Origin of the sequence: Marinactinospora thermotolerans DSM 45154 (assembly GCF_900167435.1) — a bacterium.
Taxonomy (GTDB): domain Bacteria; phylum Actinomycetota; class Actinomycetes; order Streptosporangiales; family Streptosporangiaceae; genus Marinactinospora; species Marinactinospora thermotolerans.
The window spans coordinates 95,880-110,828 of record NZ_FUWS01000009.1 but is presented as its reverse complement, the minus strand read 5'-3'; the positions used below and the strand labels follow the sequence as shown (position 1 = coordinate 110,828).

General features: G+C 69.6%; 14 protein-coding genes. 10 read left to right on the top strand and 4 right to left on the bottom strand.

The genetic code is table 11. The features are described from left to right. The first annotated feature begins 185 nt into the window (after positions 1–185). From B5D66_RS16680 to B5D66_RS16660, 6 genes are all read left to right on the top strand, one after another. Positions 186–1,232, top strand: coding sequence for an NAD(P)H-dependent amine dehydrogenase family protein (locus B5D66_RS16680; RefSeq protein WP_078762679.1), 1,047 nt, complete (start codon positions 186–188; stop codon positions 1,230–1,232). An 11-nt stretch (positions 1,233–1,243) separates the two neighbouring features. Further along, positions 1,244–1,732: a pyridoxamine 5'-phosphate oxidase family protein gene (locus B5D66_RS16675; RefSeq protein ID WP_235001049.1), complete on the top strand. Its 489-nt coding sequence runs from the start codon at positions 1,244–1,246 to the stop codon at positions 1,730–1,732. 284 nt (positions 1,733–2,016) lie between these two features. Continuing rightward, on the top strand, positions 2,017–5,727 hold the full coding sequence (locus B5D66_RS16670; RefSeq protein WP_078762678.1) for a multifunctional oxoglutarate decarboxylase/oxoglutarate dehydrogenase thiamine pyrophosphate-binding subunit/dihydrolipoyllysine-residue succinyltransferase subunit: 3,711 nt from the start codon (positions 2,017–2,019) through the stop codon (positions 5,725–5,727). Positions 5,728–5,729: 2 nt separating this feature from the next. Continuing rightward, positions 5,730–5,906: a DUF6104 family protein gene (locus tag B5D66_RS25785; protein ID WP_200813681.1), complete on the top strand. Its 177-nt coding sequence runs from the start codon at positions 5,730–5,732 to the stop codon at positions 5,904–5,906. A 198-nt stretch (positions 5,907–6,104) separates the two neighbouring features. Further along, positions 6,105–6,959: a DUF4097 family beta strand repeat-containing protein gene (locus B5D66_RS16665; RefSeq protein WP_078762677.1), complete on the top strand. Its 855-nt coding sequence runs from the start codon at positions 6,105–6,107 to the stop codon at positions 6,957–6,959. Next, positions 6,956–7,921: a PadR family transcriptional regulator gene (locus B5D66_RS16660; protein ID WP_078762676.1), complete on the top strand. Its 966-nt coding sequence runs from the start codon at positions 6,956–6,958 to the stop codon at positions 7,919–7,921. The genes B5D66_RS16665 and B5D66_RS16660 overlap by 4 nt, the downstream gene beginning before the upstream one ends. 58 nt (positions 7,922–7,979) lie before the next feature. Here B5D66_RS16660 and B5D66_RS16655 read toward each other — a convergent pair whose 3' ends face one another. From B5D66_RS16655 to B5D66_RS16645, 3 genes are all read right to left on the bottom strand, one after another. Then, the gene (locus B5D66_RS16655) at positions 7,980–8,948 is read right to left on the bottom strand and encodes a zinc-binding dehydrogenase (RefSeq protein ID WP_078762675.1); all 969 of its coding nucleotides are present in this window, start codon (positions 8,946–8,948) and stop codon (positions 7,980–7,982) included. Between the two features lie 10 nt (positions 8,949–8,958). Beyond that, the gene (locus tag B5D66_RS16650) at positions 8,959–9,348 is read right to left on the bottom strand and encodes a VOC family protein (RefSeq protein ID WP_078762674.1); all 390 of its coding nucleotides are present in this window, start codon (positions 9,346–9,348) and stop codon (positions 8,959–8,961) included. 123 nt (positions 9,349–9,471) lie between these two features. Further along, positions 9,472–10,008 (bottom strand): ATP-binding protein, encoded by a 537-nt coding sequence (locus B5D66_RS16645; protein WP_159457282.1) that lies wholly within the window; start codon positions 10,006–10,008, stop codon positions 9,472–9,474. Between the two features lie 202 nt (positions 10,009–10,210). Here B5D66_RS16645 and B5D66_RS16640 point away from each other — a divergent pair, with 202 nt between their 5' ends. Both B5D66_RS16640 and B5D66_RS16635 read left to right on the top strand, forming a co-directional pair. Continuing rightward, positions 10,211–11,104, top strand: a complete 894-nt coding sequence (locus B5D66_RS16640) for a helix-turn-helix domain-containing protein (protein WP_235001047.1) — start codon at positions 10,211–10,213, stop codon at positions 11,102–11,104. A gap of 15 nt (positions 11,105–11,119) precedes the next feature. After that, positions 11,120–11,320 (top strand): DUF397 domain-containing protein, encoded by a 201-nt coding sequence (locus B5D66_RS16635; protein WP_078762671.1) that lies wholly within the window; start codon positions 11,120–11,122, stop codon positions 11,318–11,320. A gap of 161 nt (positions 11,321–11,481) precedes the next feature. Here B5D66_RS16635 and B5D66_RS16630 read toward each other — a convergent pair whose 3' ends face one another. Then, entirely contained in the window at positions 11,482–12,702 is a 1,221-nt protein-coding gene (locus B5D66_RS16630; protein WP_078762670.1) for an NAD(P)-dependent malic enzyme, read from the bottom strand. Between the two features lie 306 nt (positions 12,703–13,008). Here B5D66_RS16630 and B5D66_RS16625 point away from each other — a divergent pair, with 306 nt between their 5' ends. Both B5D66_RS16625 and B5D66_RS16620 read left to right on the top strand, forming a co-directional pair. Continuing rightward, entirely contained in the window at positions 13,009–13,941 is a 933-nt protein-coding gene (locus tag B5D66_RS16625) for an ABC transporter substrate-binding protein (protein ID WP_235001045.1), read from the top strand. A gap of 7 nt (positions 13,942–13,948) precedes the next feature. Beyond that, the gene (locus B5D66_RS16620) at positions 13,949–14,917 is read left to right on the top strand and encodes an amino acid ABC transporter permease (RefSeq protein ID WP_235001044.1); all 969 of its coding nucleotides are present in this window, start codon (positions 13,949–13,951) and stop codon (positions 14,915–14,917) included. Positions 14,918–14,949 lie beyond the last annotated feature (32 nt).

Here is a 14,949-nt window from a genome sequence, read left to right as displayed (position 1 = left end):
TCTGCGCGCCGCCCGGACCGTGGTCTTCGACTGTAACTACCCGATCCGCGGAGGGCGCGCGAACCGTTCGGCGGCCGGGACGGTGAGCCCCTGTGCCGCGGCGTCCGCCGTTGGTAGATTCGTGATCTCCCGATCAGCGTCGGAACCGGGAAGCACCTGCCGCGACAACACGCCGGAGGCCGCTCGTGCCGATCCGTGTCATCCAGTGGGCGACGGGCTCGGTGGGACGGGCTGCGCTGCGCGCGCTGCTCGGCCGGCCCGAGTTCGAGCTCGTCGGCGTCTACGTCCATTCGCCGGAGAAGGCGGGGATCGACGCGGGGGAGCTCGCCGGGCTGGGCCCCGTGGGGGTGCGGGCCACGCACGATCCCGAGGAGATCCTGGCGCTGGACGCCGACTGCGTGACGCACACGCCGCTCCCGTCGGCCTTCTTCTCCGAGGACGCCGACGACGACGCCCGGACGATCTGCGCGCTGTTGCGTTCGGGCAAGAACGTGGTGACGACCACGGGGTTCGTCAACCCGCGTACCTACGGGCCGGAGTTGCCCGCCCGGTTGGAGGCCGCGTGTGCCGCGGGCGGCGCGTCCCTGCACGGCACCGGGGTCAACCCGGGTTTCCTGTCCCAGGTCCTGCCGCTCGCGCTGTCGGGTCTGGGCATGCGCATCGACCACATCTACCTGCGCGAGTGCTCCGACTTCGCGGGGAACCCCTCGGCCGACGTCGTCAGCGGGCTGATGGGATTGGGGCGTTCGCCCGACTCCCACGCCCGGACCGTGCGTCCCTTCCGCTCGTTCCACGAACGCTCGTTCGCCGAGAGCATGCACCTGGTGGCCGAGGGGCTCGGCCTGGAGCTCGACGACGTGGAGTCCCGCGGCGAGGTGGTGGTCGCCGACCGTGACTTCGAGATCGCCGCGGGGACCGTCCGGGCGGGCACCGTGGCCGGCGCCCTGTGGACGTTCTCCGGCACGATCGCCGGCCGGCCGGTCATCGACGTCGAGTGGGCCTGCAAGAGCGATGCCAGGCGGGTTCCCCAGTGGGGCCGGCCGGGTGTGGTGCTGCGCGTGGAGGGGGTGCCCGACTACGTGGTGCGCATCGAGGACTTCAACCACGGCCTGGCCGGGGTCGCCGCCTACGCGGTCAACGCGATCCCCGCTGTGTGCGCCGCGCGCCCCGGTATCCGCACCTGTCTGGACCTACCGCTGATCACCGGGCGGGGAACCGTCCGGCTGGGCTGAGAGGGGAACACGTGTCGAACGGCCGCGCCTCCCGTTCCCCGCACCAGCGGGACCGGATCAGGATGAGCGACCACGAGGTCGCCGCCTTCCTCGCCGAACACCGCAAGGTGCAGGTCGCGACCGTGGGCCGGAACGGCGAGCCGCACCTGTCCACGCTGTTCTACGCGATGCTCGAGGGACGGCTGGCCTTCTGGACCTACGCGGCCTCGCAGAAGGTGGTGAACCTGCGTCGACGTCCGACGATGACCTGCCTGGTCGAGGACGGCGAGGAGTACGCGCGGCTGCGCGGTGTGACGCTGTACGGCACCGCCGAGATCCACGCCGACCCCACGACGGTGCTGCACGTGGGCGCGGCCGTCGCGGCGCGGATGGCCGGCGTGGGGGTGGAGGAGCTGGGGGACGTCCGGGCCGGGCTGGAGCGGGCGGGCCGCAAGCGTGTCGCGGTGTTTCTTTCCGTGCGACGTGTGGCCAGTTGGGACCACACCAAGCTGATGAGGTGACGGCCTGATCCGGTCACGGCCACGGGCGTGTGAGCTGGGCCGTCTCCGACCTCCGCGCTCTTCCCCTGGCGCCCGCGTGTGAAATATTGTTAGGTATATCCCAGTGCGGCGCCGCCCCGGGGTCCCCAGCGCGACCCGCGGCCAAGTAGCCTGTTAGGCGAGATTGCCGGCCGGGCGCGTCGCGAGGCGGCCGAGTGGAGTCGCTATACCTATGCCCGCCCTGCGTAAGTGGCCATCTCTCCATCACATTCACAAACGAGCTGCGGAAGAGGGCGATCTCCGCCGTGTCGTCTGAGGCGTCTCAACCCCTGACAGATTTCGGCCCCAACGAGTGGCTGGTCGACGAACTTCACCAGAAGTATCTGAACGACCCGAACTCGGTTGATAAGGCATGGTGGAACTTCTTCGCGGACTACAAGTCCGGAAAGTCCGGATCCACCAGCGCCAACGGGACGGGCACCCCCTCCGGGGGGACGCCGACCGCGTCCCCCGCGCGTGCTTCCGGTGCCACCCAGGCCGCGAAGACCGCTGCCCCGGCCAAGGCCGGCGGCACCACCAAGAACGAGCCGAAGAAGCCGGCCGCCAAGGACGACGGCGGCTCCGCCAAGGAGTCCGGCGGCGTCGACGCTCTGGCCGTCACCGAGGAACGGCTGCGCGGCGCCCCTGCCCGCACCGCCACGAACATGGAGGCCAGCCTCACCCTGCCGACCGCCACCAGCGTGCGGGCGGTCCCGGTGAAGCTGCTGTTCGACAACCGCATCGTCATCAACAACCACCTGCGGCGCGGTCGCGGTGGCAAGGTCTCCTTCACCCACCTCATCGGCTACGCGATGGTGAAGGCGCTTGAGGCGCTGCCGGAGATGAACCACTCCTACGTGGAGATCGACGGCAAGCCGGGCGTGGCCAAGCCCGAGCACGTCAACTTCGGCCTGGCGATCGACCTCAAGAAGCCTGACGGCACGCGCCAGCTCCTGGTGCCCAGCATCAAGGCCGCCGACACCATGGACTTCAAGGAGTTCTGGACGGCCTATGAGGAGCTGGTCCGCAAGGCCCGCAACAACAAGCTGGGGGTCCCGGACTTCCAGGGCACCACGATCAGCCTGACCAACCCGGGCGGCATCGGCACGGTGCACTCCGTCCCCCGCCTGATGCCCGGCCAGGGCACCATCGTCGGCGTGGGCGCCATGGAGTACCCGGCCGAGTTCCAGGGCGCCTCTCCCGAGACCCTGAACAAGCTCGCGGTCAGCAAGGTCATGACGCTGACCTCGACCTATGACCACCGCATCATCCAGGGTGCGCAGTCGGGCGAGTTCCTGCGCCGCATCCACCAGCTGCTGCTGGGCGAGGACGGCTTCTACGACGAGATCTTCAAGTCCCTGCGCATCCCCTACGAGCCGGTGCGCTGGGTTCAGGACATCTCGGTCGACAACGTCAACCAGCTCGACAAGACCAGCCGGGTCCAGGAGCTGATCCACGCCTACCGGGTCCGCGGCCACCTCATGGCCGACACCGACCCGCTGGAGTACCGTCAGCGCCGCCACCCCGACCTCGACATCCTGGAACACGGCCTGACGCTGTGGGACCTCGAACGGGACTTCCCGACGGGCGGCTTCGGCGGCAAGGCCGTCATGAAGCTGCGCGACATCCTGGGCGTGCTGCGTGACACCTACTGCCGCACCGTCGGCATCGAGTACATGCACATCCAGAGCCCCGAGGAGCGGGAGTGGATCCAGTCGCACGTCGAGCGTGAGCCCGAGAAGCTCACCCGCGACGAGCAGCTGCACATCCTGCGCCGGCTCAACAGCGCCGAGGCCTTCGAGACGTTCCTGCAGACCAAGTACGTCGGTCAGAAGCGCTTCTCCCTCGAGGGCGGCGAGTCGCTGATCCCGCTGTTGGACGGCGTGATCTCCAAGGCGGCCAAGAACGGCCTGGACGAGGTCGTCATCGGCATGGCCCACCGCGGCCGGCTGAACGTCCTCGCCAACATCTGCGGCAAGTCCTACGGCCAGATCTTCGGCGAGTTCGAGGGCAACCTCGACCCGCGCAGCGCGCACGGTTCCGGTGACGTCAAGTACCACCTGGGCACCGAGGGCACCTTCGAGACCCCCGAGGGCGAGAAGATCGCGATCTCGCTGGCCGCCAACCCCAGCCACCTGGAGACGGTCAACCCGGTCGCCGAGGGCATCGTCCGCGCCAAGCAGGACATCCTCGACAAGGGGCCGCAGGGCTTCACCGTGCTGCCGATCCTGATCCACGGCGACGCCGCGTTCGCCGGTCAGGGCGTGGTGGCCGAGACGCTGAACCTGTCGCAGCTGCGGGGTTACCGCACCGGCGGCACCGTGCACGTCATCGTCAACAACCAGGTCGGCTTCACCACCTCTCCGGCCGACAGCCGTTCCAGCGTCTACGCGACCGACGTCGCGCGGATGGTGCAGGCGCCGATCTTCCACGTCAACGGCGACGACCCCGAGGCCGTCGTCCGGGTGGCCCAGCTGGCGTTCGCCTACCGGCAGACGTTCAACAAGGACGTCGTCATCGACCTGGTCTGCTACCGGCGCCGCGGGCACAACGAGGCCGACAACCCCTCGTTCACCCAGCCGCTGATGTACGACGTGATCGACGCCAAGCGGTCCACCCGCAAGCTCTACACCGAGGCGCTGATCGGACGCGGCGACATCTCCGTGGAGGAGGCCGAGCAGGCCCTGCGCGACTACCAGCAGCAGCTGGAGCGCGCCTTCACCGAGACCCGCGAGGCCGGCCGCAAGCCGGTGGAGCCGGGCGCGGTGATCAAGCCCGAGGTGTTCGACGAGGGGCGCATCGACCACGCCGCGGTCGAGACCGCGATCAGCTCCGACGTGGTCAAGCGGGTCGTCGAGACCCAGACCGACCTGCCCGAGGGGTTCACCCCGCACCCGCGTCTGCTGCCGCAGTTGCAGCGTCGCGCGCAGATGGTGGCCGAGGACACGATCGACTGGGCCATGGGCGAGACCCTCGCCTTCGGTTCGCTGCTCATCGAGGAGCACCCGGTCCGGCTGGTCGGCCAGGACAGCCGCCGCGGTACCTTCGGCCAGCGCCACGCCGCCCTGGTCGACCGCAACACCGGCGAGGTGCACACGCCGCTCAAGCGGTTCGACAAGGGCACGTCGAAGTTCTACGTCCACGACTCGCTGCTGAGCGAGTACGCCGCGCTCGGCTTCGAGTACGGCTACTCGGTGGTGCGTCCGGACGCGCTGGTGGCCTGGGAGGCCCAGTTCGGTGACTTCGTCGACGGCGCCCAGACCGTCATCGACGAGTACATCAGCTCCGGTGAGCAGAAGTGGGGTCAGCGCTCCAGCGTCACGCTGCTGCTGCCGCACGGCTACGAGGGGCAGGGGCCCGACCACTCCTCCGCGCGGATCGAGCGTTTCCTCCAGCTGTGCGCGCAGGAGAACATGACGGTGGCCATGCCGACCACCCCGGCGAACTACTTCCACCTGCTGCGCTGGCAGGTCAAGTCGTCGTTCCGCCGCCCGCTGGTGGTCTTCACGCCCAAGTCGATGCTGCGCCTGAAGGCCGCCACGTCGGCGACCTCGGAGTTCACCTCCGGCTCGTTCCAGCCGCTCATCCCCGACACCAGCGGGATCAAGGCCGAGGACGTGCGCCGGGTGGTGCTGTGCTCGGGCAAGGTCTACTACGACCTGGACGCGGCGCGGAAGCGGACGGGGGACACCACGACCGCGATCGTGCGGGTCGAGCGTCTCTACCCGCTGCCGATCGAGGAGATCCGCCAGCAGCTCGCGGCCTTCCCCAACGCGGGAGAGGTGCTGTGGGTGCAGGAGGAGCCGGCGAACATGGGGCCGTGGCCGTTCGTGGCGCTGGTCTTCTCCGAGCAGCTCGACCGCCCGTTCACCCGGGTGTCGCGTCCGGCCAGTTCCTCGCCCGCGGCGGGGTCGGCCAAGCGGCATGAGGTGGAGCAGCAGGCGCTGGTCAACACGGTGTTCCCGCCGGCGGACTAGTCATGTACTACACCGATCGGGGTATCGAGGAGCTGGAGCGGCGGCGCGGCGAGGAGGAGGTCTCCCTGGCCTGGGTCGCCGACCAGTTGCGCACGTTCACCGACTTGAACCCGGAGTTCGAGACGGCGGTCGACCGGCTGGCCACCTGGCTGGCCCGGCTCGACGACGACGAGGACTGAGCGGTTCGCGTCCATGAGCGCGGGAGAGGGGTCACGGTCTCGGCCGTGGCCCCTCTCCGTCTGTTGAGGGCCAAGGGAGGGCCAGGGGTTTCCCTGAGAACGCCCTGACTTCCCCCTTGAAGTTGCGACATATCTTGAGACTTCCGCCATCGCGACATATCGTGTTTCCCAGAAGCACAGCGATGGAAAGGGACTGCGATGGCGCGATGGACCATCGACCAGTCGACGACCCGCACCCTCGATGGAATCGTGGCTCTGCGCGTCCGCATCGTCGGCGGTCTTGTCAATGTCCTCCCCACCGACGACCCGGTGACCTTCGAGGTCTCCGACATCGTCGGTGGTCCGGTGCTCGTCTCCCAGGAGGCGGGCATCCTGACGATCACCTACGAGGACCTCACCCGTGAGGGCCTGCTCGACCGGCTCCGGCCACCACAGTTGACGGGCTACCGCGACGTGGGACGGCGCTCGGCCACCATCAGCCTGCGGGTGCCCACCGACTGCCCGATCGACGTGACCACCGTGACCGCCCCGATCGTCGCCGCCGGCGTACGCGCCAAGACCCGGCTGCGCAGCGCCTCCGGTGACGTCACGCTGGACGGCCTCGGCGGCGAGATCGACGTCAACACGGTCTCCGGAGGCCTGGAGGCCCGTGGCCTGTCGGGCAGTCTCGGTTTCAACAGCGTGAGCGGTCGGCTCGCCGTCGCCGGCGACCGGCTCTCCGCCTTCTCCGCCAAGTCCGGCTCGGGACAGCTGTTCGCCGACGTCGACCTCACCCCCTCGGCCAGGGTCCGGCTCGCCTCCGTCTCCGGTGACATCGCGTTGCGGGTCCCCGCGGAGACGTCGGCGAACGTGGACCTGCGCACGGCCACCGGCGCGCTCGACTCCGCGTTCGGCCTGGAGCGGCGCGACCAGCGTGGGCGCAGCCGGCTGAGCGGAACGATCGGCAGCGGCATCGAACCGGCCGACGTCACCACCACGACCGTGTCGGGGTCGGTCTCACTGCTGCGCCGCGCCCCCGACGCTCCGGCCGCTCTCCTGAGGGGGGACGCATGAGCACGATCTTCGGCCACGGCAGGCTCCGGCTCTACCTGCTGAAACTACTCGACGAGAGCCCGCGGCACGGCTACGAGATCATCAGCCTGCTACGGGACCGCTTCCTTGGCGTCTACTCCCCCTCTCCCGGCACCATCTACCCGCGGCTGTCCCGGCTGGAGGAGGAGGGCCTGGTCACCCACGAGGTGGTGGACGGGCGCAAGGTCTACCGGCTCACCGACAAGGGACGCGAGGAACTGCACGCGCGTGCCTCCGAGCTCGACGACCTGGAGCGCGAGATCACCGACTCCGTCCGCGACATCGCCCGCGCGGTCAAGCAGGACGTGCGCGACACGATCAGCTCCCTGCGCGAGGAGCTGAAGTCCGCGGCCGGCGGCTCCCGTGGCAGGCGGGACCGCCAGACCCCGTCCGAGTCGGATGAGGACGTGTGGGCGCGGGCGGGCGCCGAGGACCCCACCGCCTCCGCCGGGCGGTCCCGTGGCGAACGCGGTCGCCACGAACGCGGCGAGGGCGAGGAGGGCGAACGCAAGGGGCCCTGGTGGGGGCACGACTGGGAGCGGTTCTCCCAGGGCTTCCCCGCCTGGGGGCGGCGCGGCGAGCACGGTCAGCGCCCCGAGTTCGAACAGGCGCTCCGCGACTTCTCCGAACGTGTCAGCGACACCGTCCGCGGAGCCGGCGAGACCAGTACGCAGGCCGCCGGCCACCTCCGCCGCATCCTCGACGACACGTTGGAGGTCATCCGTCGCGACATCTCCTCGTGGGGTCCGCCGGAGCGGCAGGACCGGCCCGCCTCCGAGGGGGCGCCGGGCCCACGGCCCCCCGAGCCGGGACCCGCCGGCGAGGGCGACACGCCCCGTCAGGACTCCGGTCCCCGGCCGTCGGACCCCGGCGGCGATCCCTGGGCTTCGGCCACCCGGGAGCCGCCCGCCGACACCGAGGACGGGCCACGCCCCCAGGGCTGATCGACACGGGGCCGCCCCGGCGACCGCGCGGTCGCCGGGGCAGCCCCGTCCGTCGGTCTCAGAGAGTGAAGACGATCTTGCCGAACAGGTCGCCCTCGGCCATGGCCGCGAATCCCTCCGCCGCCCGCGTCAGGGGCAGGACACGGTCGATCTCGGGGCGCACGTCGGTGCGGGCGCACAGGCCGACGAGCCGTTCCAGCTGGTCGCGGGTGCCCATCGTGGACCCGACAACGGAGAGCTGGAGGAAGAACACCCGGGTCAGCTCGGCGGGCGGCGCGTCGCCGCTGGTCGCGCCGCAGGTCACGATGCGCCCGCCGGGCTTGAGCGAGCGCACCGAGTGGGCCCAGGTGGCCGCCCCCACGCTGTCGAACACCACGTCGACCTTCTCCGCCAGCCGCTCCCCCGGTTCCACCGCCGCGTGCGCGCCGAGCTCCAGCGCGCGGGCGCGCTTGGCGGCGCTGCGACTCGTCGCGTAGACGCGGTAGCCGGTGGCCGAGGCGAGCCGGATCAGCGCGCCCGACACGCCCCCGCCGGCCCCCTGGACCAGTACGGACCCGCCCGGCTGAAGCCCGGCCTTCTCGAAGAGCATCCGGTAGGCGGTCAGCCAGGCCGTGGGCAGGCACGCCGCCTCCTCGAACGACAATCCCTCCGGCAGTGGCACGAGGTTGCGGCGGGGCACGGCGACCTTCTCCGCGAACGTACCGTCGTGGACCTCGGACAGCAGGGAGCGGCGGGGGTCGAGGGTCTCGTCACCGCCCCCCGCCGCAACGTCGCCGATGACGCCGTGGACGACGACCGGGTTGCCCTCCTCGTCCAGTCCCGCTGCGTCGCAGCCGAGGATCATGGGGCACCTGTCCGCGGACAGGCCCACCCCGCGCAGGCTCCACAGGTCGTGGTGGTTGAGTGAGGCGGCCTTCACGGTCACCGTCGTCCAGCCGTCGGGGACCTTGGGGGCGGGTCGCTCCGTGGCCTCCAGGGCCGAGAGCGGATTGTCCTTGTCGATACGCGCGGCAGTGATGGCGAACATGGCCCCGACCCTAACCATCCGCCTTCGCCGTGGCCGGAACGGGCTCGGGGAATGTCGCCTCCCGCACGACGCAGAACTCGTTTCCCTCGGGGTCGGCCATGACGACGAGGCGACCGCCGTTGACCTCCGCGACGGGTGCGCAGCGCTGTACCGCGCCCAGTCCGATCAGGCGCGACACCTCCCCGTGGAGGTCCTCGACGACGATGTCGAGGTGCATCCGGTTCTTACCGGTCTTGGGTTCGGGGACGTCCTGCAGGATCAGGTCGGGGCGGAGTCCTCCCGGGTCGCGCAGGAAGATATAGGGCGGGTCCGCCTCGTCCCGCTCATACCCCAGCGCGGCACCCCAGAAGACGGCCAGTCGCTCGGCGTCGCAGGTGTCCAGGACCCAGACCAGTCGCACGATGTTCTCCCGTCCGTCGCGGTGTGGCCGCTCCAGGCGGCCGGTCGATTCCGCCTGCCCGGCACAGGGGGCGGGAAACGGGTGGGGCGGCCCTTCCCCGCGGACCGAGGGTGGGGGCGGAGGTCAGACGCGGCGCGGGGAGGCCTCGGATGCGGTCAGGGTGAACCAGACGGCCAGGCCGGGGCCGTGGCGGCGGGCGTCCCAGTGGGTGGCGAGCGCGTCGACCAAGGCCATGCCGCGCCCGTACTCGGTCTCCAGGGAGAGGGAGCGCACTACGGGGCGGGAGGGAGGATGTCCCTCCCGCGGGCCTTGGTCGCAGACCTCGACGGTCACCTCGTGGGCGTGCCGGCGGACCTCGACCATGAGCATTCCGCCGGGTTCGCCGCTGCGGGTGTGCCGGACCGCGTTGGAGGCGAGTTCGCTGACCAGAAGCAATGCGGTGTCGACGAGGTCGTCGTCGAAGGGGGCGTGCCCGTCCTGTCGCGGGAGCAGGGATGTCTCGACGAACGCCCGGACGTCACGGACGCGTCCCTCCAGACCGGGGAATTGCGCCCTGTGAACATCCTCTTGGCCGCACCCGCACGTTTGCGCGTGTCGCCGCCGTTCGCCGCGCCGGGTATTTCCGGTAACCGGTCCACCACTGGGGGAATGCGTGATCATCCAACCACCCTCGGTCATGGCGCTCGTTGCGAAAAGAAGCCCAGCAGGACTTTCTCCGCATGGCATAGTGGCCATCATGCACGCCCGGAAGAAGCCGTGCAATTGCTTTGGAGAATTCCCCCCAAGTCCCTTCCCTCCTTCGGTGTGAAGTAGCCTTCTCCCGTTCTCCCAACAGCCTCTCCCCCGGAAAAGGAGGCTCCCGGTGGCCGCTGGCTATAACCCCACCGTCCGACGCCGCCGCCTTGGTGTCGAATTGCGCCGTCTGCGAGAAAATGCCGGATTGACCGGAGAAGAAGCCGCCGAACGCATGTCCTGGTCCGGCAGCAAGCTCTCACGCATCGAACGCGGCCAGGTCGCCACGAACTCCGACGACGTGCGCGACCTGCTGGAGTTGTACGAGGTCAAGGACGACGGCCTGCGCCAGACACTGGTCATGCTGGCCCGGGAGTCCCGCAGGCGCGGCTGGTGGCACGTCTACGGCGACATCATGCCCGAGCGCTTCGAGGTCTACCTCGGCCTGGAGCCCGAGGCCAGCACGCTCCGCTTCTACCAGGCCCAGATCGTCCCAGGGCTGCTCCAGACGCAGGACTACGCCCGCGCGTTGCTGGAGTCGCACCCCACTCCCGTCGAACCGCGCGAGATCGAACGGCGGACCGAACTGCGCATCCGACGCCAGGAGATCCTCGCGCGCGAGGATCCGCCGGACGTGTGGGTCATCCTCGACGAGGCCGTGTTGCACCGACCCATCGGAGGCCCGGAGGTCATGGCGAACCAACTTCGCCATCTATCCGATCTGGGACGTAAGACCCACATAACACTACAAGTCCTGCCTTTCGATCGAGGTTCTCATTCAGGACTGAATGGCTCGTTCGACATCCTGGAGTTCGCGGAATCGGACGTCTATGCGCCGCGACTCGTCCATTTGGAAAACCTGACCAGCAGTCTCTACATCGAAAAGGCGAAAGAGGTGCGGTTCTACACGATGGCGTTCGACCACTTGCGTACGGCCGCACTGCACCCCGTGGAGACACGGGGACTCTTGACCGAGTTGGAAGAACAATTCCGGTCGAGAAAAGCAAAGGAAGAAGATGAATAGGGAAGGGGGCGCGGCATGGCCGCGTTTGAAACGGAAGGCGCTCGCTGGCGCACGAGCTCCTACAGCGGTACCGGAGGGGGACAGTGCGTCGAGGTCGCAGACCTGAACAGGAGGATCATGGTCCGCGACTCCAAAACACCGGGCGGAACGGTGCTGGGCTTTCCCCCCGAGGCGTGGGCGGCCTTTCTCGGGGCCGCCGCACGCGACAAGCTCTGACCCCCGCACCGCGGTACCGCAGGTGAAACCCTGCACCGCTTCGAGACCCGACCTCGGTCGGCCGCCCCCATGACGACCGATCCGGAGCGGGAGAACCCCGCTCCGGATCGGTCACTCTGGATCACCGGACGATCACGTCGCGTCCGGTCGGATCACGGCGGTCAGGCCCGCGCCACCCCGTCCTTGCGCGCCTGCGCGGCCACCGCCGCGGAGACCGCCGGGACCACCCGCTCGTCGAACGGGCTGGGGATGACGTAGTCGGGGGCGAGGTCGTCCCCGACCAGGTCGGCCAGGGCGTTGGCCGCCGCCAGCTTCATGTTCTCGGTGATGTCGGTCGCGCGGACGTCCAGCGCCCCGCGGAACACCCCGGGAAAGGCCAGGACGTTGTTGATCTGGTTGGGGAAGTCGCTGCGCCCGGTGGCGACGACGCTCGCGTACGAGCGGGCGACGTCGGGGTGGATCTCGGGGTTGGGGTTGGCCATGGCGCAGATGATGGCGTCCTTGGCCATCGTCGCCACGACGGATTCGGGGACCTCTCCGGCGGACAGGCCGATGAACACGTCGGCTCCGGCCAGCGCGCTCTCGATGGACCCCTGCAACCCGGCCTTGTTGCTGATGGCGGCGATCTCGGCCTTGGCCGCGTTGAGGCCCTCGCGGCCCGCGTAGATCATGCCCTTGCTGTCGGCGACGGCGATGTCGCCGATACCGCCCTCGATGAGCATCCGGGTGACGGCGAGACCGGAGGCGCCCGCCCCCGAGACCACCGCGCGCAGGTCGCCCAGTTCGCGTCCGGTCACCCGGGCCGCGTTGCGCAGTGCCGCCAACGCGACGATGGCGGTCCCGTGCTGGTCGTCGTGGAACACCGGGATGTCCAGGACCTCGCGCAGCCGCCGCTCGATCTCAAAGCACCGCGGCGCGGAGATGTCCTCCAGGTTGATGCCGCCGAAGGAGGGGGCCATGCGCACGACGGTCTCGACGATCTGGTCGGTGTCGGTGCACGACAGCGCGATCGGGACCGAGTCGACCCCGGCGAACTGCTTGAACAGCAGCGACTTGCCCTCCATCACGGGCAGGGAGGCCTCGGGCCCGATGTTGCCCAGCCCCAGAACCGCGGTGCCGTCGGTGACGACCGCGACGACCTTGCTCTTCCAGGTGTAGGTGTCGACGAGTTCGGGGGAGTCGGCGATGGCGCTGCACACCCGGGCCACACCCGGCGTGTAGGCGAGGGCCAGCCCCTCGTGATCGGCGACCTCGACGGACGATTCGACCCGGAGCTTGCCGCCCCGGTGCAACGCGAAGGCGGGATCCTCGTCCAAACGGTCATGGGCAGTGGTGGTCACGTGAAAAACCCCTCGGTCTTCGTGCCCGTCCGCGTCGGCCATGGCGCGGACGGACGTGGATGCCGGGACAGCGCGTGAAGGCGGGTGCTAGGGGAGGCTCCCGGGCCGGGGCTGCCATGCGCCCGGAAGGGAGCCGGCCTTCACGGTGCTCGTACAAGCTCGGCGCTGTCGGTGTCACGGGGATTACCCGTTACGCAATCATCTCACAATGGTGACCGCAGGCACATACCCGCTCCGGAACGATGGGCGCCCACCCCCATCGCGCCCCGCGTGATGCCCGACGGCGCTCCCGGCCACCACCCCCGATCCCCCGGGACGCCGCCGCCCATCCCTGCAAAGGAGACAGACGTGGCCGTGCCAAAGCACCTCGCCGAGTCGGCCCTCGCCGGCCGCCCGTTCCCCATCGCCGCCCTGTCGCTCGTGTCCGTGCTGGCGTTGTCGGCATGCGGTGGCGGAGGTGAGGGCGGGGAAGCGTCCTCTCCGGCACCGAGCGTCGAGGCCGACTCCGAGCTCTCGGCGATGGTCCCCCAGGAGATCCGCGACGCGGGCGAGATCACCGTCGGCGTCGACGCCAGCTACGCGCCGGGCCAGTTCCTCGACACCGACGGGCAGACCGTCATCGGCTTCGACGTGGAGCTGTTCGACGCGGTGGCGGCCAAGCTCGGCCTGGAGACGCGCTGGGAGCCGGCCCCCTTCGGCAGCATCGTCACCGGTGTGGCCTCGGGCAAGTACAACGCCGGCGTCTCCTCGTTCACCATCAACGCCGAGCGCCTGGAGCAGGTGCACATGGTGAGCTACTTCAACGTGGGCACGCAGTGGTTCACCCAGGCCGGCAACCCCGCTGATGTCGACCCCGAGAACGCCTGCGGCAAGCGGATCGCCGTCCAGAAGAACACCGTGCAGGTGCCCGACATCGAGGCCCGCAGCCAGGCGTGTGTCGAGGCGGGCGACCCCGAGATCGTCATCGAGCAGTTCGAGGGCCAGGACCAGGCCACCGAGTCGATCGTCTCCGGCAAGAACGACGCCGCCCTCGCCGACATGCCCGTGGCCGTCTACGCCGTCGAGCAGACCGGCGACCGGCTGGAGACGCTCGGCGAGCAGTACGAGGCCGCTCCTTACGGCGCGGTGGTGAACAAGGAGGAGACCGAGCTCGCCGAGGCGATCGCGGCCGGCTACACCGCCATCATCGAGGACGGGACCTACACCGAGATCCTGGCGAAGTGGGGTCTGGAACAGGGCGCGATCGAGCAGCCCGAGGTCGACCCGGAGATCGAAGAGTAATACCGACGTGACCTCACAGAGAGATTCGCGGACGTCGGAACCCCCGGTTCCGGCGCAGTCCCCGCCCGATCCCATCAAGGCCGTTCCCGTCAGGCATCCGGGGCGGTGGGTGGCCGCGGCCGTCATCGTGGTGCTGGCCGCCATGTTCGTCCACATGCTGGTGACCAACGAGGCCTTCCAATGGGCCTTCGTCTTCGAGAACATGTTCGCCGAACCGGTCCTGATCGGCGTGCGCACCACGTTGCTGCTGACCGTGCTGGCGATGCTGATCGGCGTCGCCCTGGGCGTCGTCATCGCGGTGATGCGCCTGTCCAGCAACCCGGTCCTGTCCGGCATGGCCTGGCTGTACACGTGGTTCTTCCGCGCCGTGCCGCGTCTGGTGCTCGCGGTCCTCTTCGGCAACCTCGGCATCCTGTACCAGCAGATCGAGTTCGGCCTCCCCTTCGACAACTACTGGATGCCCCTGCTCGGGCTGGAGGGTGACGCCCGCGTCTTCAGCCTGGACGCCCGCACCTTCCTCAGCGGCTTCATGGCCGGCCTCCTCGCCCTGGCGCTGTCCGAGGGCGCCTACATGTCGGAGATCGTCCGGGCCGGCCTGCAGTCGGTGGACAAGGGACAGACCGAGGCCGCCCAGGCCCTGGGCATGAACCGGTCGAAGGTGCTGCGCCGTATCACGCTGCCCCAGGCGCTGCGGGTGATCGTGCCGCCCACCGGCAACGAGACGGTGGCCATGCTCAAGGACACCGCGCTGGTGGCCTACGTCCCCGTGACGACCGAGCTGTTCTTCCAGCTCAGCGCCATCGGGTCGCGCACCTTCCAGCTCTTTCCGATGCTGGTCGCCGCGTGCCTGTGGTACCTGGCGATCACCAGCCTGTTCATGATCGGACAGTACTTCCTGGAACGGACGTTCGGACAGCGCGGCGCGCGCGCCGGCGTCGGGGGGCGGTTGCTCAGCGGCGGGGGAGGCAGAGGATGACGCTTGCGGCGGGAGGCCCCGTGTCCGACGAT